Here is a 19,423-nt window from a genome sequence, read left to right as displayed (position 1 = left end):
TATAGGTGCCCGCCACCGGGTTGGGCAGCTGGAAGGTATTGCCGCTGCCGTATGGGCCGCTGCTGTACCAGTTGCCGTTCGGGGCCTGGAACCAGAACTGGTAGACGGGGTTGCTGCTGCCGGTAGCCGTGGCTGTAAACGTAACCGCTGTACCGGCCGGCTGCGGGCTGGTCTTATCGGCCGCCAGGGTTACACTGGTTACTTCCCCGCCGGAAGATCCGGCAATACCAAAGCGCGCGGAAGCAGTGGCGGCAGGTTCGGTCAGGTTGTCAACACTCACACCGGTAGCCTGTCCGGAATATCTATTGCTGTTTGGGCTGGTCAGGGGAGTAAATGTTTTAGGCGGAGTGTAGAAGTCCCCGGCGTCGGCATACCCATCCCCATATTCAATTTCCTCCAGTCCGTCGGCCTCCATCAGACGCAACAGCTTGTGGCCCGTATATGAGTTATCATAGAGGAAATCGTCGCCAGAGCTATTGAGAGTCGCGTCCACATGCCATATAAGCATACCGTCGGCAGGGTAGTTGTACGGGTCGTTGCCCGCGTTGCGCTTACGGTACTGGGCCATAAAAAACTCTCCGTATGGACTGGCGGTGGCGCCAGGCATGATCAATACGGCATCATCGGTACTCCCTGAAGGGTAAAGCGCCTTTGTCTGAGTTCCCGACGCTATGACGGTGGGGTTGATCCATCCCAGCAAGAATTTTGAAAAACAGTTGTGATCACCCCAGTTGCTGTCCATCATGTCCAGCCATCCCACTCCTCCGTTTGGCCCTACGGTTTCGTCATAATCGTAATAATCCGGCAGGCCGAGCAGGTGCCCTGTCTCATGGATATCGGTGCGGGGTGAATACAGGCCTGTCCAGGTGCCGTTTGATCCCCTGTTATACCAGGACCAAACATACTTGTTTATTCGTTTGCCGTCAACGGTAAAGCCCGTATTATAATACCAGCTGGTTTGATAGGCCCACCAGAAACCGCTCCAGCCGTTATCCGGGCCGGTCCACTTTATAAAGAGAGCCTCAATATTTCCGTCACCGTCATTGTCATACTGGGTAAAGTCGTGACCTTCACTATTATAATAGTTAACTGCTTCTTTAATTAGGGCTTCCTGACCGTAACCATCGCCGAGATTTTCATAGTACGAACGGTTGTACCGGGCTCTGTACCAACCCAGGACATTGCCAGTAATATTAAGCTGTTGGTAAGACGAACGCTGGTAGAATTTATTTAAACTTTCGTACGGAGCGTTGGCCGAATTACCACTACCGAAAAAACCGGAGTAAACATCATTTACTGTCTGGTTTGAAGCATGAGGGTAGTCCGGGAAATCCACCAGAATTACCAGGGCTTTGGGCGACCCTGTCGCCGGGAGCCCGCCACTCCATTCGCCGGGAAGCTGGTTATCGCTTAGCTGTCTTTCAATTTCCTCATCAGACAGACCACGCTCTTTCATGTTGATGCGTTGCAGATTATGGTACAGGTTTCTGATCAGGGAGGGGTCTGTCTTCTGGTTGCCGATGTTCTTCGCCTCCCTCACCCGGTCGTCAAAAGTGCCGTCGAGCTTGTACTGCGCAATCTCATCAGGGGTTGGCCGTTCCATGGCATAAAGCGTACCCGGAATAGTTAAACCAATAATAAGGAAAACAAGTGTGGCTAAAAACGATCTTCTAAAACTAATACTAATTCACCTCTCTAATTAAAATTAATCTAAACTGCCCAAACATCACCTCCATTATTATTAGACTGTCTTACAAGCATACCTTAATCTAAGCTTACTTCGACACAAAGGATAATTATTCCTTGAATAATAAATGATAAATTTCGACGAGCTTTCAGCAGGATCTGCCCCCTGTTTATAGAACCCGTTTATATTCAGGACCATATGTTGCAAAAAAAGGAGAAAGGAGAAAGCATACAAATCTCTGCCCAAGAGGAGAAGTATCTTTATCAAATGGGATGACCTTAATAATTCCACTGCACGCTTTAGATAGTGAGACTACTATTACTATCGGCAGAGCATCTAATGACTTAACTGTAAACCGGATTTCAGCAGTCTGAAGGAGGTTATAAGCCGGTGAAATTTTTCAACTGGGAATTAAGGCTGGGAGTTTATCTGGTCTTATTATCATTTATAATCTACCTGATAAAATACTTCATCATCAGTGACCTTCAAAACACTTATATCTTTGTTCTCAACGCGCTTGGCTTTCTGCCCGTCAACGTCCTTCTGGTCACCGTGGTCCTCAACAAACTGCTCACGGTCCGGGCCAAGCGGGACCGGCTGGAAAAGACAAACATGGTCATCGGCATGTTTTTCAGCGAAATGGGGACCCACCTGCTTTCCTTTATTGCTAAAAAAGACCCCAACCTGGACAGCTTCAAAAACGAACTGCTGATCAGCGACCGCTGGTCTGCTCAGGACTATACCAGGCTAAGAGACCGGCTTAAAAAATACGCTTGTAATATCGAGATTGATCAAACCGGCCTGGCTGAGCTCAAACACCTTCTGAACGGGAAAAGGGACTTTCTGCTCAGGCTGTTGGAGAACCCGGCGCTGCTCGAACATGAATCCTTTACCGAGTCACTCCGCTCAACTCTGCACGTGGTTGACGAACTTGATCACAGAAAGGGTTTCGCGGATCTGCCCGACAGCGACCTGCGCCACCTGGCGGGTGATATTAAAAGGGCGTACAGGAACATGGCCGTCCAGTGGCTGGCTTACATGCAATACCTGAACAGAAATTATCCCTATCTGTTCTCTTTTGCCCTGAGAACCAACCCGTTTGACGAAGCCGCCTCACCGGTGGTAAAGGAATAACACCACCCAGGCTATTAAACAGGATGAGACAAGAGAGTGATCTCTTGTCTCGCTTTAATCATAAGTCACTAAGTCGTAGGCTATAGGCCGCAGGCATATCCTGCATTCCTATTTGGTCTTTGACCCAATAAAATTTACATACACACCTACGACTTACGACCTACAGCTTATGACAGCTTTATGCGCCTTACGGCCTACGACTTACGACTTATAGCCTATTTATCTCACTTACCTTTACTGAGCTGCCTGAGCTCGTTTTTTAAGACTTTGCCTGTGGAGTTTTTCGGCAGGAAGGCCAGCTCCACAATGTCACGCGGCAGTTTATAGGCGGCCAGGTTGGCCCTCAAAAAAGCTTTTAGATCATTTTTATCCAGCTTCATGCCTTCTTTTAAAACCACGTAAGCCCGGACGCTCTCACCGCGTTTTTTATCGGGCGCCCCGACCACTGCCGCTTCTTTTATGGCGGGGTACTGGAACAATACTTCTTCCACCTCGCGCGGGTAGACATTCAGACCGCTGACTATAACCATGTCCTTTTTGCGGTCGACAATGTAAACATACCCTTCTTCATCTTTATAAGCTAAGTCCCCCGTGTAAAGCCACCCTCCCCGCAGGGCTTCGGCTGTTTCCGCGCTCAGGCCGTAATACCCCGACATGACGTTGGGGCCCTGCACAATCAGCTCGCCTACCTGGGCGGGGCCGGTTTCCCGCCCTTCCTGGTCTACTACCCTGACCTTTACACCCGGCAGGGGCAGGCCAATCGAGCCGGGCTTGGTAGCATCGACAGGGTTGAAGCAGCAAGCCGGTGAAGCCTCCGACAACCCGTATCCTTCTATAACCCTCTGCCTGGTTTTAGCGAAAAAGCTGTTAATGGTCTCCAGTGGCAAAGAAGCGGCGCCTGAGGCAAAGAGGCGCACTCCGGCCAGTTCCTCCGGCTTGGCCAGAGCGGCGTAATAAGTGTACATGGCCGGCACGCCTAATACAACTGTGACTCCCTGATCCCGGATCGTGGCTATGACATCCTTGGGTGAAAAAAGCTCAACAACGGTAACGGACGCGCCGGTATAAAACGGAGCCAGCACCGCGCAGGTCCAGGCAAAACTGTGAAACATCGGCAGCACGCACAAAAAGTTGTCCTCTCTAACGGCACTGAGGGCTTCAGTCACCGATTTGGCATTGCTGATCAGGTTGTGGTGGGAAAGCATGGCGCCCTTTGGCCGTCCCGTGGTGCCTGAAGTGTACAGGATGGCGCAGGTGTCTGATTCCCCTACGGGAATTTCAGGGGCAGCCGGATAGGCAGCCTGCTCCAACGCTTTATTAATTTCAGGAATATAGATCTGAACCACCGCCGGGGACACATCATTACCGGCAGGAAGCACCAGCTGTTTGTCAGTGACAATATGTTTCGCTCCGGCATCTTTCAAGATAAAGGATATCTCGCGGGGTGTGAGCATGGTGTTCAGAGGCACGACCACACAACCGAGGCTGGCAATAGCCATATAGCTAAAGACAAACTCCATGGAATTAACGGCAAAAAGGGCTACATGATCCCGCGGCCTTATTCCCGCGGCATAAAAATAATCCCGGTATCGACCTGTCGTTTTTTGGAGTTGGCCATAATTAATCCTGACATTTTTCTGACTCAGGGCCAGGCTGTTATTTTCTCCCCGGAAAATCAACTGATGAACAAGCATATCTTACCTCCCTTAAAATTTGAAAATACTTTCGGAAAGTCCTACCGTTTGTCATTGCGAGCGTTAAGCGAAGCAATCTCCGGCTCTTACCCCCGCTTTATACTGTGAGATCGCCACGTCGCTTTCGCTCCTCGCGATGACAGGACGGTCTTTGCAAACCAACTTTTCGAAATTACTCATTTGAATTTGCTCAATTATCTGTCTGTTTACCATATAATAAAAACCGCCTGAGCAAAGCGGCCAAAAATTAGCGTTAAAATGTTATCAGCAGCGGTATTAGAAGCGGCGCCAGCGCGGACAGAGCAGTACCGTTGATCACCGCGATTACGGCAATATCGGCGTCGGTACACCTGGCTATCAGCGGCAGGGTGGTATCCATGGTGGTAGCCCCACCCGGAGCGACAGCCGCCAGCCTGCTTAGTTTTACCGACAGTAAAGGTATAACAATGAAGGTTAAATCTTTGAAAGACCATGCCCACTTCCATCCGCACTTTGTTGCTCACACTGTCTTTGGCGGTCAGGTTAATGCCGTCAATTACTATTTCGCCGGAAGTAGGCTCTTCCAGGTAATTCAGGCAGCGCAGAAATGTGCTTTTTCCCGAACCGCTCGGCCCGATTACCACCACTACTTCCTGTCCGGCCACGTGGCAGTCGATGCCTTTTAACACTTTATATGGTGGCGCCGGATGTGTCGGAAGTCCCGGTTTTTCCGGTGCCCGTGTCCGGGCTGGTTTTCGAGCCGGAGGGGGTTTTACCGGTTGCAGTGCCGGTACCGGATCCGCCAGGTTCTATTGGTGTGATAATCACCGTGGCGCCCCCGCTGCCGCTTGTGCCGCCCGAGCTGTTGCCCGTGGTCTGGCCGGGCTTGGTGGTGGTTGTCTTGGAGGAACCGCTTTGGCCTTGCTGTGTTTTTGAACCGGCCTGCTGTTTACCGGCAGCAGGCGTCCCTTCCTTATCTTCCTCGCTGGTTGACTGTGTTGACGTTGTTTGAGGCGCCGCGTACTGGCCGGTTAAGGGTGTGTTTAGAACAACTTCCGTAGCAGCTTCCCCGCTGAACAGTTTTGCCAAGGTTTGTTTGGCTTCCGCGGGATCGACTCCCCAGTAGCTTACTCCGTCAATATCTACTGGCCGTCCCGGCAGGGTTTGAGCTAACATATTGTAATTTTCATTGTTTTTCATGGCCGAAGCCATTTTTACCATGTCGCTCACACCCAGGTTGGTCTTGACGTACTTGTTGATTTCGGGGATCAACTTGGGCAGTTTGGTTATGGTTGAGGGCTGAAGCATTTCTTTGCCCAGGGCCATCAAAAACTTTTGCTGGTGTTTAGTCCGGTCAATATCCCCCAGGGCATAGTCCCGGTACCGCACGTACTGGAGCGCCTTATCACCGTTAAGCCGCTGCACGCCCTTACTCAGACTGATCTGGTAGACCCCGCCGTCAGTCTCATCCTCATGGTACATATTCTGCTCCACATCCAGGGTTACTCCCCCGAGAGCGTCAACAATGTCCTTGAAGCCGCTGAAATTAGTTAAAACGTAATACTTGACCTGTATTCCCAGCAAGCTGGACACAACCTTCATAGAAAGGTCCGGCCCGCCGTAAATGCTGGCGCTGTTGATTTTATCCATCCCGTGGCCCGGGATGGCCACTCTGGTGTCCCGCGGGATGGAGAGCAGCGACACCTGCTTGGTTTTCGGGTCATAGCTGGCCAGGATCATAGTATCTGTACGGGCCATGGTTTCACCCTGCCGGGCGTCAATCCCCAGCAGCAGCACATTCAAACGCTTGCCTTCCGTGCCTGGAGTTGTTATAGTATCTGGAACCGCCTCAGGGAAACAGGTCATGATAATACCGCCAGCCACGAAAACCAGCAGCAGCACCCCACAGATTATAAGGGGCGTTTTTCTTTTTAGTTTCCGCCTGGTTCTGGTCATTTCTCTCACCCCGTTTACCAATAATTCATCTTAGTTGATGAATACAAGCTGTCACTGGATTAATGCCCCGCCCCGGTACATGGCCACAACCGGTGATGTTGCCTTTATGCCGCGCCCGTCTTCGCGGGGTATAAGCATCAGGTGATTCAGTGTCACTAAACTCCCGGCGCTTATGTCCGTCCCGCTGGTGAGGTCGGGAATGCCGTTCCCGACAGGGTCAACCACCAGCGCCTGGCCTCTTCTAACGACAAGTTCCAGCCCGGCCCGGCCTTTTAGCACCTGGCCTTTTTCTAATTCAACGACTTTCCACTGGACATACTGATCAACGTAGCTCTGAGTAACTAAAGGGTCACCGCTCCCGCCCGGTTCACTGTCTGTTCCGGCAAAAGCAGTGTACACCAAAAACAGCGCCGTGACAAGCAGTAAAATTACAACAGCTGCTTTAACTCTGTTCTTACTCACCAAAACTCCTCCCAGCTAATTTTTCGACATATTGACCTTGCACCTACCAATTATAAACTACTTTTATATTAGACGTCAAAAACTCTTTAAAAGTTCGGCCACCAGGGAAGCGTTCTTCAAAGCCTCGGCACGCAGAGGGGCTACCTGCTGTTTCAGAGCAGAACTGATTTGTTCCCGGTGTTCAATAACGTTTTTAATCCCTGCGGACAATTGGTCATAATCCAGCTTTGCAGCACTGAAACCGGGGGGCAGGCCTACCGACTGCAAAAAACGGTTCACCTTGGGGTCGTAAGGAATACTAACCACGGGCACGCTGAAAATCGCGCTGAAAATAATGAAGTGCAGCCTCATCCCGATAGCCAGGTCCAGATTGGCGGTCAGCGACAGTAAACTCAAATAATCGGTATGATGGTCCAGGAGAAAAGCTTTTTCTTTCATCTGGGCCATAACCTCCCCGCAGGCTGTCAGGTCGCCGGGACAGTGCATGGGAACCAGCAGCGCCTGCCAGCCGCCCGCCACCAGGTCGTCGGCGGCCCTGGCTATCACTTTTTTGTAGGTTTCGCCGCCTTTCCAGCGCCGTACAGAAATACCAACCAGAGGGCGCCCGTCCATGCCCAGCGAGTCCAGGATATCCCGCCCTTTTCTTCTTTCAATAAGTGACGGTTCAAGTCCCAACACCGGGTCGGCGGTAACTTCCAGACTGGGTCTGGTAACACCAAGTCCAGCAAGCTCATCTTTTGAGTCGGTGTCTCTCACCGTAACCGAGTTGACCCGGTTCACTACCAGCCTGACCAGCGTCCTGCCCATTGCCGTATTGATTGGACCGATACCCTGGGCGTACAAGAAAACAGGTTTGCCCAGCAGCCTGGCCATAGAGACAATGCCCAGGTAATAAATGATGCTTTTAGGACCGGTGATGTCCTGCAAAAGCCCGCCGCCGCCGCTGATTAAAAGGTCCGATTCTTTGATGGCCTGATACACCGGCCCCGGCTTATCTCTGGGTATCGCGCGGACACCAAACTCCCTCGCTGTATAGTCCGGATCCTTGGAAAGGACAATAACCTCCAGCCCGGGGATCTCATTCCTCAGCGCCAGGAGCATGGCGTGGAGGATCGCCTCATCGCCGCTGTTGTGAAAACCGTAGTAACCCGAGATTACCACCTTAGGCATACTCATTCTCCCATAAAAGTCTTAAAAAAGTATTAAAATCTGACTCTCTTTAGTTTATACTCTTTGACCACCAGCCAGGCAAATAAAGGCAAAACCAGCTGCCGGCGCCAGCGGGAAGGGTTGCTCAAAAGCCGGTATAACCATTCCAGGCGCAGGCGGCGGACCCAGCCGGGGGCGCGCCTCACCCGCCCGGCCAGAACGTCCAGGCTGCCGCCGACACCTATGGCGACCGTGGCGCCCGATTTTTCCAGGTGACTGTCGATCCACTTCTCCTGCTTGGGCGCTCCCAGCGCCGCAAAAAGCAGGTCGGGCTTGGCTTTGCTGATCTCCTCCGCCACCTTATGACCCTCGTCTTCCTGAAAATACCCGTGCCGGCAGCCCGCTACGCGAAGGCCGGGGTAAAGACGGCCTAATCTCTCAGCCGCCTCCTCAGCCACACCGGGCGCCGCGCCCAGCAGGTAAACTCGCCACCCCTCGGCGGCAGCCTTTTCCACCAGCCGCAGCATCAAGTCAATCCCTGTCACCCGTTCCGGTACAGGCCGGCCTGCCATCCTGCAGGCCCAGACGATGCCTTCCCCGTCCGGTGTCACCAAATCGGCGCGTTTAACAAGGTCCAGCAGTTCTCCCGCGGATTGCGCCCGGTAAAGGAATTCCGGGTTCAGCGTAATGACGCGGCGCGGCCTCCCGTCTTTGATGAAAACGGCTACCCGCTCTACAGTTTCTTCCATACCTAAAGCGTCGATACTTGCGCCAAGGAGACTTATTCTCATCTATGCTATTTCCCCTTGTTTAACACTGCTGCCAGGTTCCCTGTACTTCGACTATTCTACCACGTTTCCCGCTATTTCTCCACAAAAGCTATAGGAAAAGCCCCGCCTTGCTTAAAACGGGACCTCCCAAAGCTGATCCATATTAACCGGTGCTTAGACTTCCGCCGGCTGCGGCGCCCCGGCGGGCGGCCCGCCGCCCCGGCCGGGCGGTCCGCCCGGCATTGGACCGCCGGGCGGCGTCATATGGGCGTAACGCTTGTATTCCAAAGCCCTCTGTTTTTCCACCCGTTTCTTGCTCAGCAGGAAAACAAAAGGCATGGATCCGGCTACAATAAGAGCGCTAATCACAAAAGCGTCAGCAATGCCCGAAATAAAAGCCTCCCGCGCAACCAGCGAGGAAAGGATGCCGGTTGCCCCCTGCGGGCTGTAGCCTGCCTGTGACAACAGGCCCTGCAGCTGCGACAGTGTGCTGGCAGCAGCCGGAGAACTATAGTTAATGGTATCGGCAAGCCAGGCGGTGTGGTACTGCTGCCGCTGCAGCATCACGTAAGTAAGATAGGCGATGCCGAGAGAGGCTGAAATCTGCCTGACCAGGTTAGCGAGCGCGGAGGCCCGCCCGATCAGAAAGTGAGGGACGGTGTTCATACCTGCCGTGGTCAGGGGCATCATGCACAAGCCAAGGCCCAGCGACCTTTCCACCAGGATCCACTGCAGTTCCCTGTAGCTGATGTAATAAGTGATGGTATGCAGGTGAAAGGTGGTAATGACCGTGACGGTAAGCCCCACCAGGCACAGGGGCAGGGCGCCGATTTTATCAAACAGCTTGCCGCTGATGGGCATCATCACCCCCGAGGCCATAGCCGCCGGCGCCATCATCATACCTGTCTGCATCGGAGTGAGGCCCTGGACATTCTGAACAAAAAGAGGCATAAGGAATATGGCGGAAAACAGCCCCACAGTGGCTATGCTCAAACAAACCAGGCTGGCCGCGAAAGTCTTGTTGGTCAGCAGGCGAATATCCAGCATAGGTTGCTCGGCAATCAGTTCCCAGATTACAAACAAGGTCAGGGTAAATCCTGACAAAACAAAAAGGTTCACAATATATAACGAAGTCCAGCCCTTATCCTGCCCTTCGCTGAGGGCCAGGAGCAGGGCGAAGCAGCCCGCCGCGCTTAAGATGATACCCGGGTAATCAGCCTTTAGTCCGGATTTTTTCGGCGTTTCTTCCAGGATGGCCACGGCAAGGAAGACACCCGCCACACCGATGGGAATGTTAATAGTGAATATCCACTGCCAGCTGAAATTGTCAACAAGGTAACCGCCCAAAGTCGGTCCTATTGAAGGGGCAACCATGGCCGCGATCCCCCAGATCCCCAGGGCCATGCCAATTTTGTCTCTGGGCACGATATAGTAAATCATGGCCATGCTCACCGGCATCATCATACCGCCGCCAATGGCTTGGATTACCCTGGCCACTACCAGTGAGTTGTTGCTCCAGGCCAGGCTGCATAAAGCAGAACCCGCGGTGAAGGCGCCCAGACAGACAATATATACTGTTTTACCGCCGTAACGGTCGCTGAGGTAGCCGGTAACCGGCACTACCACACCTGAAGCAAGCAGGTAACCGGTCATTACCCACTGGATCTGGTCGGCGGTAGAGCCGAAAATGGACATCATCCTGGGCAGCGCGACGTTTACAATACTGCCGTCCAGGATGGCCATGAACGCCCCGATAATCAGGGTCATCAAAGCAGCCATGGGAATCTTGCCGGAAGCATGGCCTCCTTCTCCCGGGTGTCCGCCGCCCGGGCGGCCGGGACCGGGGCCTGCTCCGGCAGGAGCGGACCGCCCGCCCTGAGGGCTGCCATCCGGACTCTGCCGCGCGGTATCTGCCGGCGGAGTGTTAGTGGTTGGCTTATGCACAGCCGCTCCCCCTATTTAATATATATACGTACAACAGCATTCATGCCCGGCAGAAGGCGTTGGCCCTGGTAGCTCTTGATCCCGATTTTAACCGGAACCCGCTGGACCACCTTGGTGAAGTTCCCGCTGGTATTCTGCGAGGGCAGGAGAGAAAACGTGGAGACAGTGGCTTCACCGATAGAAATAACCTGCCCGCTGAAGTCCACCCCGGGAATGCTGTCAATGGTGAAGTCCACGTTCTGGCCGGGTTTAACCTTATAGAGCTCTGTTTCTTCAATGTTAGCCGTTATATAGAGGCTTTTAAGGTCAGCCACCATGACCACCGGCGACCCCGGTGTGCCTATTTCACCGACATTGCCGATTTTCTTAATCACCGTGCCGGATATCGGTGACTTGACCACCGCCAGATCCAGGTTAAGCCCGCCGGTCAGCTGGTAGTCCACCTGGCGCGCAATAATCGCCCCTTCTTTGACATAGTCCCCTTCGGCCACATATATTTCCGAGATCCTGCCCGGGATCTGGGGGCTGATTTTAACAATGGTGCCGTCTACCCTGGCATCCTCAGTGTCCACATAATGGCTGTTCTTGTACCAGTAATACAAGGTTACGCCCGACAGGGAAAAAATCATGGCGGCCAGCACCACGTAGAGAATCGCTTTCTTTTTCATGCTCCATCTCTCCTAATTCTGCACGCTGACGTTCATACCGTCTACTAAAGTATCAGTGCCGGATGTCGCGACTGCCTCCCCGTCTTTGAGGCCTGACCTGATAATCACGCTTTTGCCGTCCGAATGGCCGGCAATCACCTCGCGTCTGGCCGCCCTGCCGTTTTCAATCACATAAACATAGTCTTTATCTCCGTCTTTGAGCAGGGCTTCTCTGGGGATGATAATACCTTCTTCGTCGTTGGTATGCAAAAACACCTCGGCGAACATTCCCGGCTTTAGTATATGCCGGGGGTTCTGTATCTGTATTTTCACCGGGTAGGCCTTGCTGGCGGGGTTTGCGGCCAGAGCTATGTTGGTGACAGTTCCCGTGAAAGGCTCATTTTGGACTGAGCCGACTTTTACTTTTATCTCCTGGCCGACACTTATTTTATTGACCTGGTCTTCACCGACACTCGCCTGTACCAGCACTGTGTCCAGGTTCACCAGCGTGATGGCGGCCTGATTGGAACTGGTCATTACATTTATATTTATATACTCACCCGGGTTCACATTCCTGGCGGTGACCACACCGCTGAAAGGAGCTCTGACCATGGTATTGGCGTAATCAGCCTGTGCTTTATTAAGCTGGGCCTCATACTGCCGGATGGTTTCCGGAATGGTGGCGCCTACCAGTATGTCCAGGGCGTTTTGGGCGGATCCGTAAGACGCCTTGGCCTGCAGGTAGGCTTTTTCAGACTGCTCAAACTGCTGCCTGGAAATAGTATTTGATTCTATCAACTGCTTGTTGCGCTGGAAATCCGCCTCGGCTGTTCTGAATGTCGCCTCGGCATTAGCGAGGTTATATTCCGCCTGGTTTTTCTGGGCGGGCAAATCTGAATTTCTGGCTTTGTCCAGCTGTGCGGCGTACAAGTCCACCAAAGCCGCCAGGTCAGGCGCGTCAAGGCTGAGCAGCAGGTCGCCTTCAGCCGCCTCGGAGCCGATGTCCACAGGAATGCTGCCGACTTTGCCGCTTGTTTTCGGTAATAAATTGGCCGATCTGAGCGCTTCCAGTTTGCCGCTGACCACCGTGCCGCCGGAGAGTTTACCGCTCTGGGCTGTAGCGGCGCTAATAACTATTTCGCCTTCTTTTGCCTTGCGGGCCTTGTAACCGCATCCCGCCGTCAAAAAGATTGAAATTAAAAGAATGATTGCCGCCACCGGAATGAGACATTTCCTCAAGCTATATGCTTCCCCCTTCTTCACCCGCAGCCAGTTAACCGGTTGCTTACAAAAAAATCATTTGTTTCTTAGCGTAAGGGCCTATCACCCATATAAAAAAATAAACCCTTATGTAATGGTGTGAATTTATTCGCACAAGAGTATGTATAAATCCAGTTATTCAGAAAAACATTCATCCTCTTTTTTCTTCTGATTTAATCATTGATAGAATTTTTTCGTATATGTCAATTAATTTTTGTATGTCTTCTTCAGGCAATTGACTGAAATATTTCTCAGCCACCTTCTTCCTGCCTACCATGCAGCTTTTCATGGTTTCCCTGCCTTTATCGGTCGCCTCCAGCCAGACCAGCCGGCGGTCCTTCTCGTCACGGCTCCTGACCACCAGGCCTGATTTTACCAGCCTGTCCACCAGAGCGGTTATCGCGCTGAGAGAAACACCCAATTTTTCCGCCACCTCAGATACTGTCAGCCGGCCCCTGCTGCAGATCTGCCGCAAAACAAAAAACTGACTGCCGGTAATGCCCGGAACATTTTGTTCGTCCAGTTCAACATGCAGTTTCCGGGCTATTTCCATAATTATCTCCCCGAAGCGAAAAAAGTATTTTTGTCTGTCTGTGTCAGTCATAATACGCCTCCAGAAGTATTCTTAAACCAGTAAATGCTTAACTGGATAAAGTATATGTTTTCCCAAATCTGTTGTCAAGCTTTGTCTGACATAAAAATATATGGCTTGGCAGGGGTTTAACAGGGCAATTGGCAATAAATATGCCTATTGTTTCTTAGGGGCGTCTCATTAAAAATCTGTGTAAATAAACCTAGACTCCTGGCCGGTGCTGAACAGCACCGTTAAAATAAGCACAGTGATTAAAAAAAGTGCCTTAAAGATATTAATTAAAACTGTCCTGGTCACTTTCAACACCACTCTTTCTAAACTTGGGATATGGGATATGGGCCGTGAGACGTGAGACGCGGGAATGAAAGATATAACGTGGCTAAAAGCTAAAAAGCTTGCCTATAACTTGAAAAGACTTGCCCGCGTCCGTGGCGAAAAAGACCCAGCCCAGACAGACATAATGGAACGTTGCCAAAACAGACAGTGTTTTTGTCAATGGCGCCGGTATTTTTTCTATATAACTGATCAGTTTGGCCGCCTTTTTCCTGTATACCCTGTAAAAACACAATCCCGCCCCGTGGTAAACACCCCAGACCACAAAGTTCCAGGCCGCGCCGTGCCAGAGACCGCACAGGGCCATGGCGATCATTAGGTTTTTCAGGGTAAAAAGCAGCGTCCCCCTGTTGCCGCCCAGCGGGATGTAAAGGTAGTCCTTGATCCAGCTGCTCAGTGACATATGCCAGCGGTTCCAGAAGGCGGCAATATTCGGGGACAGGTAGGGCCGGTTGAAGTTTTCAGGCACGGCAATGCCTAAAAGCCTGGCGCTGCCGATGGCTATATCCGAGTAACCGGCGAAATCAAAAAAGATCTTGATCGCAAAGGCATAAACCGCCACCCACAGGTCTGCGCCGCCGGCATTTGAGGGACTTGTCAGAGGGCCGGTGAAAAGAGCCATATTATCGGCTATAATTACCTTTTTCCCAAGCCCGGTCAGGATGCGGTAAAGACCTTCACTCACGAATTCAATCCTGAAGGCCGCGGGGTCACGCAGCTGTTCCCAAAAGGGTTTAAACCTTTTAATCGGCCCGGCGACCAGGGTGGGGAAAAAAAGCCCGAAGGCCGCGTATTCAACTAAGCTCGCTTTGGGCAGGGTCCCCTTGTAAGTTTCCGCCAGGTAGTGCACAAATTCAAAAATGAAAAAGGAGAGGCCCAGCGGTACCACAATCTCCGGCGTAAGCAAAGCCTGGCCGCTGTTAAACGTCGCGGCAAGATCATTATAAGTCGCCACAAAGAGTTTCAGATACTTGTAATACGCCAGCACTCCCAGGCAGATAAACAAGGCTGCAACTAAAACAGCGCGTAAGCTTACCCGGTTCTGCAACAGGGGCAGCGGTTCCCCGGCCTTCAACCTGCTCAGCGCGGCCCCAAGACCATAGGTAGCCAGGATCAGCCCGCCGATAAGCGCGGTGTGCGCCGGGTAATAATAGGTGTAAAAAACCAGGCCGGCCACAAGCAGGGCTATGCCGCGTCCTTTGGCCGGAACAACGGTCCAGTATAGTATCGTAAAAGATGCAAGAAACGCTCCATACACCCAGGTGTTAAAAATCATCGGTTCAAAGCTCCCCGAATAACAGGCTGCAGGTCCCGGCCGAGCAGTTTGGCGGTGGCCTCGTTGCCGCCGTCAAGCATATGCATGGAATCATGAAACAGGTCCGTTCCAACCGCTTCCTGGTAGTCTAAAAATACTATACCGTTTTGCCGCGCCACCTGGCTGATCAGGTTGGTATTCTCCAGGTAAGAATTCTCGTCAAGCAGTTGGTACTTCTTCAGCAGGTCAAGGTTGACCGGGCTCATGAAGATTACAGCCGGAATTTCATTTTCTTTCAGGTACCGGCACAATGCACGGTAGTATTTAAAATTCATGTTGCTGTCATTGACATTGAAGACTTTAGCCAGGTGCTCCAGATCACGGTCGCTCCAGGTGAAGCTGTACCAGACGTTGTACTTGTTTTCCGGTTTGTCTTTCTCGGAGAGAGGTTCTTCCAGGACTGCCTCCTCGGGCTGTTCGCTCAGCTGCGTTTCATCTTTAGAGGCAGGGTTGAAAAATTCCTTTATTTTTTGGGCAGGCGGGCCGCCGAAAATAAACCTGTTCAGCTCCTGCCTGAACCGGTAAACGGACCAGATGGAAGATATCTTCCACTGCAAAAAGTTTTCAGCCTCCATACTGCCGCCGCCATCTTCCAGCCCTGCCGTGGCCTTAGGCTCAGCCTGCTTTACAGGAGGGACCTTGAGTTCTTTAAGTTCTAATTCCGTTAAATAGGGGGACCACACTTTGAAATAAAGGAGCGGGGTCTGGGACATTTCGTCTGAAAAGAAGGGATAGGAGATATTAACCACAACCAGCTGCACCGCCCCGGACTGGCGCAGTTTTTTTAAGGTCATGAGCAGGTCGGCGGGGCGGCCGCCGGGCAGCCCTAAATTAAACACCTTCGCTCCGGGCAGGTAACTGCCGCGCAGTTCATCCTGCAGGTGGGCGGTGATAGTCTGCTCCCGTGCGGGGACGCCGGCACCCTGCACCACTGAATCGCCAATCACCGCAATTTTATAGCCCCTTTGACCGGCAATATATTCCATATATAAATCAAGGACTTCTCCCTTTACATGCGCTCCGTCCTCAAACCGGAAAAACCTGTCATATCCCATCTGGTGATAAACATACCACCCTGCTAAAAAGTTCGATATGAAAAAAAAGAGCGCCAGGGATACTAAAAAAGTAATTCCACCCACAGCCTGCTGCCGCATTTCTTATCCCCCGGGATAAAACAATATATCTAAATTTGTTTTCTTTCGACAAAACACAAGGCATACCCTTTTGTAAATTTTCTGGCAAAAGAACTGTTCATGAAACGTCTTCTTCAAAAAAATCAACCCTTGCCACAGATGTAACAAGGGTGGTACCTGCTCAAAACATAAGTTGACAAGTTAAGGGCCTGGCTCCAGGAGCGGTTAGGAGGCCCTGTCTTTCATTAAAATAACCTTTACGGTCTGCAGTAAAATAGCCAGATCCTTGGCCGGGGAGTACGACTTTGTGTAAAGCAAGTCATATTTCAGCTTGTTCTCCGGGCTGGTGCTGTAACGGCCGGCAATCTGGGCCAGGCCGGTGATGCCGGACTTGACATTCATCCGGTAGATATACTCCGGCTTCTCCTTGATCAACTCGTTAACGAAAAAAGGTCTTTCCGGACGCGGCCCCACGATGCTCATGTCGCCCTTCAAAACGTTCAACAACTGGGGGATCTCGTCGATCCGGGCCGCCCGCAAAAAGCGTCCCACCCTGGTTACCCGGGGGTCGTTTTCCGAGGCCAGCACCGGCCCGGTCTCCTGTTCGGCATTCACCACCATGGTCCGGAATTTGTACAGGTAAAAAGGCTTCCCCTGCAGGGTCAGGCGTTTTTGGCGGTATAAAACCGGTCCCGGCGAGTCCAGTTTTATGGCGAAGGCCGCCAGAAGATACAAGGGAGCGGCAACCGCCAGGGCTGCCAGGGAAAGCAGTATGTCGGTGGCTCTTTTTATAAACTGAGCTTCCTCGGGTATGGCCAGACAACCCACCGTGAATACCGGCACGTCATCCACCTGCTCCAGTCTAGCCTGGGCCAACATAATCTCGTACAAATCAGGCACCAGAGACACCTTTCTGTCCCTGGACACACAGGCGTAAACCACCCCGGCCTTGTCCTCCTGGGAAAGAGTTGAACAGGCGAAAACCTGGTCAGGTCTCACATCGTCAAGGCAATCGCAAAAATTCGTCATGTCCCCCAGCACCGGCCAGCGGCCCAAAATACCGCAAAGGGGATTACCAGGAAGCTCCTCCCTTTCCAGACGCTCCAATTCCTGAACGCCCCTGTCGGAAGAGGCGTCAACCACAAACCCGGCTACTTTTATGCTTCCGCCTGTGGCTGATTCCAGCTTTTCAGCCAGAACCACCGCCTCCAGTGGTTGTCCAACCACGATCACTTTCCTCGTCTCCTGCATACCCTTCTCAAGCAACCATGCCACCCTTCTCCAGAGGGCCAACAAAGCCAGTTGCATAAAAGGCGCGGTTAACAGCACGGAACGTGGAAAAGAGAAGCCGCGAAAAAGGAAGGACAAGGCCATGGCCGCCAGTGCCTGGAAAAACAAAACACAAATCAGCGACGCAAAAACTTCCGCCCACCGCCACCGGTAACTGCCGTATAATCCATAAAAATAAAAAAGCGACAGGGCGGCCAAAGTAAGCCAGGGCCAGGTGGAAAGATAGGCCGCAAAGTTGATTGCGGGAATATTCCATCCGAATTTAATTAAAAAGGCCAGTAAATAGCCCAGATTAATCAACACAAGATCCAAAACCAGGAGTGTTATTTGAAACAGCATGCTCTTCTTCCGCTTGATCATAGAAATTCCCCGATCAAATAAGGATACATTTTTTATTTTTACTTCGCCACAGCAGGACAATTTCCTTTTTAGCATGAGTAATACAGTATTGCAAACTTATTATGACAAATAAAGCTCCCTGTACTTATTTACCATTTCATTTATACTGAACAACTCAACGGCTCTCCGCCGGCCGGCCTCTCCCATGGAAAGGCGCCGCTCCCGGTCGGCCGCCAGTTCCCGGAGCGCCTGTACCGCCGCTCTTCCGTCACTTGCATTGATCAATAAACCAGTTTTTTGATCCACCACCATTTCACTGACGCCGCCCACCGCGCTGGCCACAACAGGGCGACCTGCAAGCATCGCCTCAATAATGGTCAGAGGCAGTCCTTCCCATCTGGAAAACAATACAAACACATCAAAATCCCTTAGCAATTCGGCCGCATCTTCCCTCGCGCCCATTAAAAAAACACTGCCTTGCAGATTTTTAAGGTTGACGAATTCTTCACACCGGGATCTCAGCGGCCCATCTCCGATAATGACAAAATAAACACGTCCCCGGTCCTGATTATTATCGGGGGAGGTTATCATTCGCCCGGCTACTTCCAGTAAAAATAAAGGATCCTTTTGAGGCGCCAGACGGGCCACTGACCCGATGACAATATCTTCCTTCCTGATATTTAGTTCCCCGCGTAAAACCCCTTCCTTCGGCCTGGGCTCCGGCATACCGTTATAAATCACCTTTAATTTATCGTTGGCCGCAAGCCGTAAATTCCGGCCCTTCAACAAGTCGCTTTCTGAAACACAGACAACCCCGGTGCTGACCACCCCGGCCAAACGCTCCGCCCACGTGTAAAAAAAGCGGACCGGCCGGCTCTGATATTCGTTTATTCCCCACCCGTGCGCCGTGAAATAAATCTTCGGCACGCCGGCGAAATAAGCGGCCAGCCTCCCTAAAACACCCGCCTTGGAACTGTGGCAGTGTACAATATCAAAAGCGCCTTTTTTAATCAAAGCATACAGCTTCTTGAAAGCTTTCAGATCGTCCCACAGGGATATATTCCTTTTAAGCCCGGAAATCTCCATCACCTGGACGCCCCGGGGCAAATTCCTCAACCAGTTCACCAATTCGCCACCGGGCGCGCAGGCAACAGTCACTTCAAACTGTTCCGGAGGCAGACCGGCGGCGATATGATAAACCACCTTTTGCGCCCCGCCCAGCTCAGACAGGGTAACTATAAGCAACACTTTAATCCGGGTCAAAAAGTCCACCCCGTAACATTGGTTTCTCTATTCCTTCGTCAGCACATAAAAATAATATACAATATTTTTGCCGCTAATACCTGCCCGGGCCGGGTTGTCCTGTAAGTAAAATAAAGGGAATTTGATCGACTTCCATTAAATTACAAGCCTGCCAGCAAATATTCATTGATAGTTAGTTGCTTTCAATGTTAGTATTAATTGCAATAAAGAAAGGGCTGAGAAAAATGAAATCAAAATTTCATCCGGCTGTGGCATTGCAGATACGGTTACCGCTAGAGCTCAGGGAAAAACTGGAAACAATGAAAGAAAAAACGGGTAAAAGCGTCAACCAGATAATAGTGCAAATGGTAGAAGAGTTCCTAAACGATAACCATGATAATGATATGGAAGATAGCGGGATGCCGGCTTAACCTCAACGGGTGAATTGAAGTTGACAACGCTCTGGGTCTTGCGCTGATTGTATGAAATGTTAAATT

Annotated in this window: 16 protein-coding genes and 1 pseudogene; 2 read left to right on the top strand and 15 right to left on the bottom strand. The window is 51.6% G+C overall.

Annotation, left to right across the window (positions count from 1 at the left end; genetic code table 11):
- Positions 1–1,603 (bottom strand): M6 family metalloprotease domain-containing protein (locus Pmgp_RS14545; RefSeq protein ID WP_134214701.1); only part of this gene is annotated, 1,603 nt, incomplete at its 3' end.
- A 474-nt stretch (positions 1,604–2,077) separates the two neighbouring features.
- Here Pmgp_RS14545 and Pmgp_RS14540 point away from each other — a divergent pair.
- Positions 2,078–2,821, top strand: a complete 744-nt coding sequence (locus tag Pmgp_RS14540) for a hypothetical protein (protein ID WP_134214700.1) — start codon at positions 2,078–2,080, stop codon at positions 2,819–2,821.
- 224 nt (positions 2,822–3,045) lie between these two features.
- On the opposite strand, the gene Pmgp_RS14535 is transcribed toward Pmgp_RS14540, so the two are convergent.
- The 14 genes and pseudogenes from Pmgp_RS14535 to Pmgp_RS14470 all read right to left on the bottom strand — a co-directional run bounded on the left by Pmgp_RS14535 (position 3,046) and on the right by Pmgp_RS14470 (position 18,947).
- Positions 3,046–4,515 carry a long-chain-fatty-acid--CoA ligase gene (locus Pmgp_RS14535; RefSeq protein WP_134214699.1) on the bottom strand — a complete coding sequence of 490 codons (1,470 nt, stop codon included), beginning with the start codon at positions 4,513–4,515 and terminating at the stop codon, positions 3,046–3,048.
- Between the two features lie 449 nt (positions 4,516–4,964).
- Positions 4,965–5,183, bottom strand: a pseudogene (locus Pmgp_RS20380) (ATP-binding cassette domain-containing protein); the annotation flags it as partial.
- Between the two features lies 1 nt (position 5,184).
- Positions 5,185–6,450, bottom strand: coding sequence for an LCP family protein (locus Pmgp_RS14525; protein ID WP_134214697.1), 1,266 nt, complete (start codon positions 6,448–6,450; stop codon positions 5,185–5,187).
- A gap of 51 nt (positions 6,451–6,501) precedes the next feature.
- The gene (locus tag Pmgp_RS14520; protein ID WP_134214696.1) at positions 6,502–6,912 is read right to left on the bottom strand and encodes a hypothetical protein; all 411 of its coding nucleotides are present in this window, start codon (positions 6,910–6,912) and stop codon (positions 6,502–6,504) included.
- Positions 6,913–6,987: 75 nt separating this feature from the next.
- A complete protein-coding gene (gene csaB, locus Pmgp_RS14515; RefSeq protein ID WP_134214695.1) occupies positions 6,988–8,082 on the bottom strand; it encodes a polysaccharide pyruvyl transferase CsaB in 1,095 nt (364 codons plus the stop codon).
- A gap of 32 nt (positions 8,083–8,114) precedes the next feature.
- Positions 8,115–8,852, bottom strand: a complete 738-nt coding sequence (locus Pmgp_RS14510) for a WecB/TagA/CpsF family glycosyltransferase (protein WP_134214694.1) — start codon at positions 8,850–8,852, stop codon at positions 8,115–8,117.
- Between the two features lie 153 nt (positions 8,853–9,005).
- On the bottom strand, positions 9,006–10,598 hold the full coding sequence (locus tag Pmgp_RS14505; RefSeq protein WP_134214704.1) for a DHA2 family efflux MFS transporter permease subunit: 1,593 nt from the start codon (positions 10,596–10,598) through the stop codon (positions 9,006–9,008).
- Positions 10,599–10,786: 188 nt separating this feature from the next.
- Positions 10,787–11,443: an HlyD family secretion protein gene (locus Pmgp_RS14500; RefSeq protein ID WP_134214693.1), complete on the bottom strand. Its 657-nt coding sequence runs from the start codon at positions 11,441–11,443 to the stop codon at positions 10,787–10,789.
- A gap of 12 nt (positions 11,444–11,455) precedes the next feature.
- Positions 11,456–12,661, bottom strand: a complete 1,206-nt coding sequence (locus Pmgp_RS14495) for an efflux RND transporter periplasmic adaptor subunit (protein ID WP_192902943.1) — start codon at positions 12,659–12,661, stop codon at positions 11,456–11,458.
- A 172-nt stretch (positions 12,662–12,833) separates the two neighbouring features.
- A complete protein-coding gene (locus Pmgp_RS14490; RefSeq protein WP_134214691.1) occupies positions 12,834–13,286 on the bottom strand; it encodes a MarR family winged helix-turn-helix transcriptional regulator in 453 nt (150 codons plus the stop codon).
- A gap of 367 nt (positions 13,287–13,653) precedes the next feature.
- On the bottom strand, positions 13,654–14,883 hold the full coding sequence (locus Pmgp_RS14485) for an MBOAT family O-acyltransferase (RefSeq protein WP_134214690.1): 1,230 nt from the start codon (positions 14,881–14,883) through the stop codon (positions 13,654–13,656).
- A complete protein-coding gene (locus Pmgp_RS14480; protein WP_134214689.1) occupies positions 14,880–16,076 on the bottom strand; it encodes an SGNH/GDSL hydrolase family protein in 1,197 nt (398 codons plus the stop codon). The genes Pmgp_RS14485 and Pmgp_RS14480 overlap by 4 nt, the downstream gene beginning before the upstream one ends.
- 204 nt (positions 16,077–16,280) lie before the next feature.
- Entirely contained in the window at positions 16,281–17,705 is a 1,425-nt protein-coding gene (locus tag Pmgp_RS14475; RefSeq protein WP_205078047.1) for a sugar transferase, read from the bottom strand.
- Between the two features lie 99 nt (positions 17,706–17,804).
- A complete protein-coding gene (locus Pmgp_RS14470) occupies positions 17,805–18,947 on the bottom strand; it encodes a glycosyltransferase family 4 protein (RefSeq protein ID WP_192902942.1) in 1,143 nt (380 codons plus the stop codon).
- A 224-nt stretch (positions 18,948–19,171) separates the two neighbouring features.
- On the opposite strand from Pmgp_RS14470, the gene Pmgp_RS14465 reads away from it, so the two are divergent.
- Positions 19,172–19,357 (top strand): Arc family DNA-binding protein, encoded by a 186-nt coding sequence (locus Pmgp_RS14465; protein WP_134214702.1) that lies wholly within the window; start codon positions 19,172–19,174, stop codon positions 19,355–19,357.
- Positions 19,358–19,423: the final 66 nt, after the last annotated feature.

Origin of the sequence: Pelotomaculum propionicicum, assembly GCF_004369225.1 — a bacterium.
In the GTDB taxonomy this organism is placed as follows: Bacteria; Bacillota; Desulfotomaculia; order Desulfotomaculales; family Pelotomaculaceae; genus Pelotomaculum_B; species Pelotomaculum_B propionicicum.
This window is presented reverse-complemented; position numbering and strand designations above follow the sequence as displayed.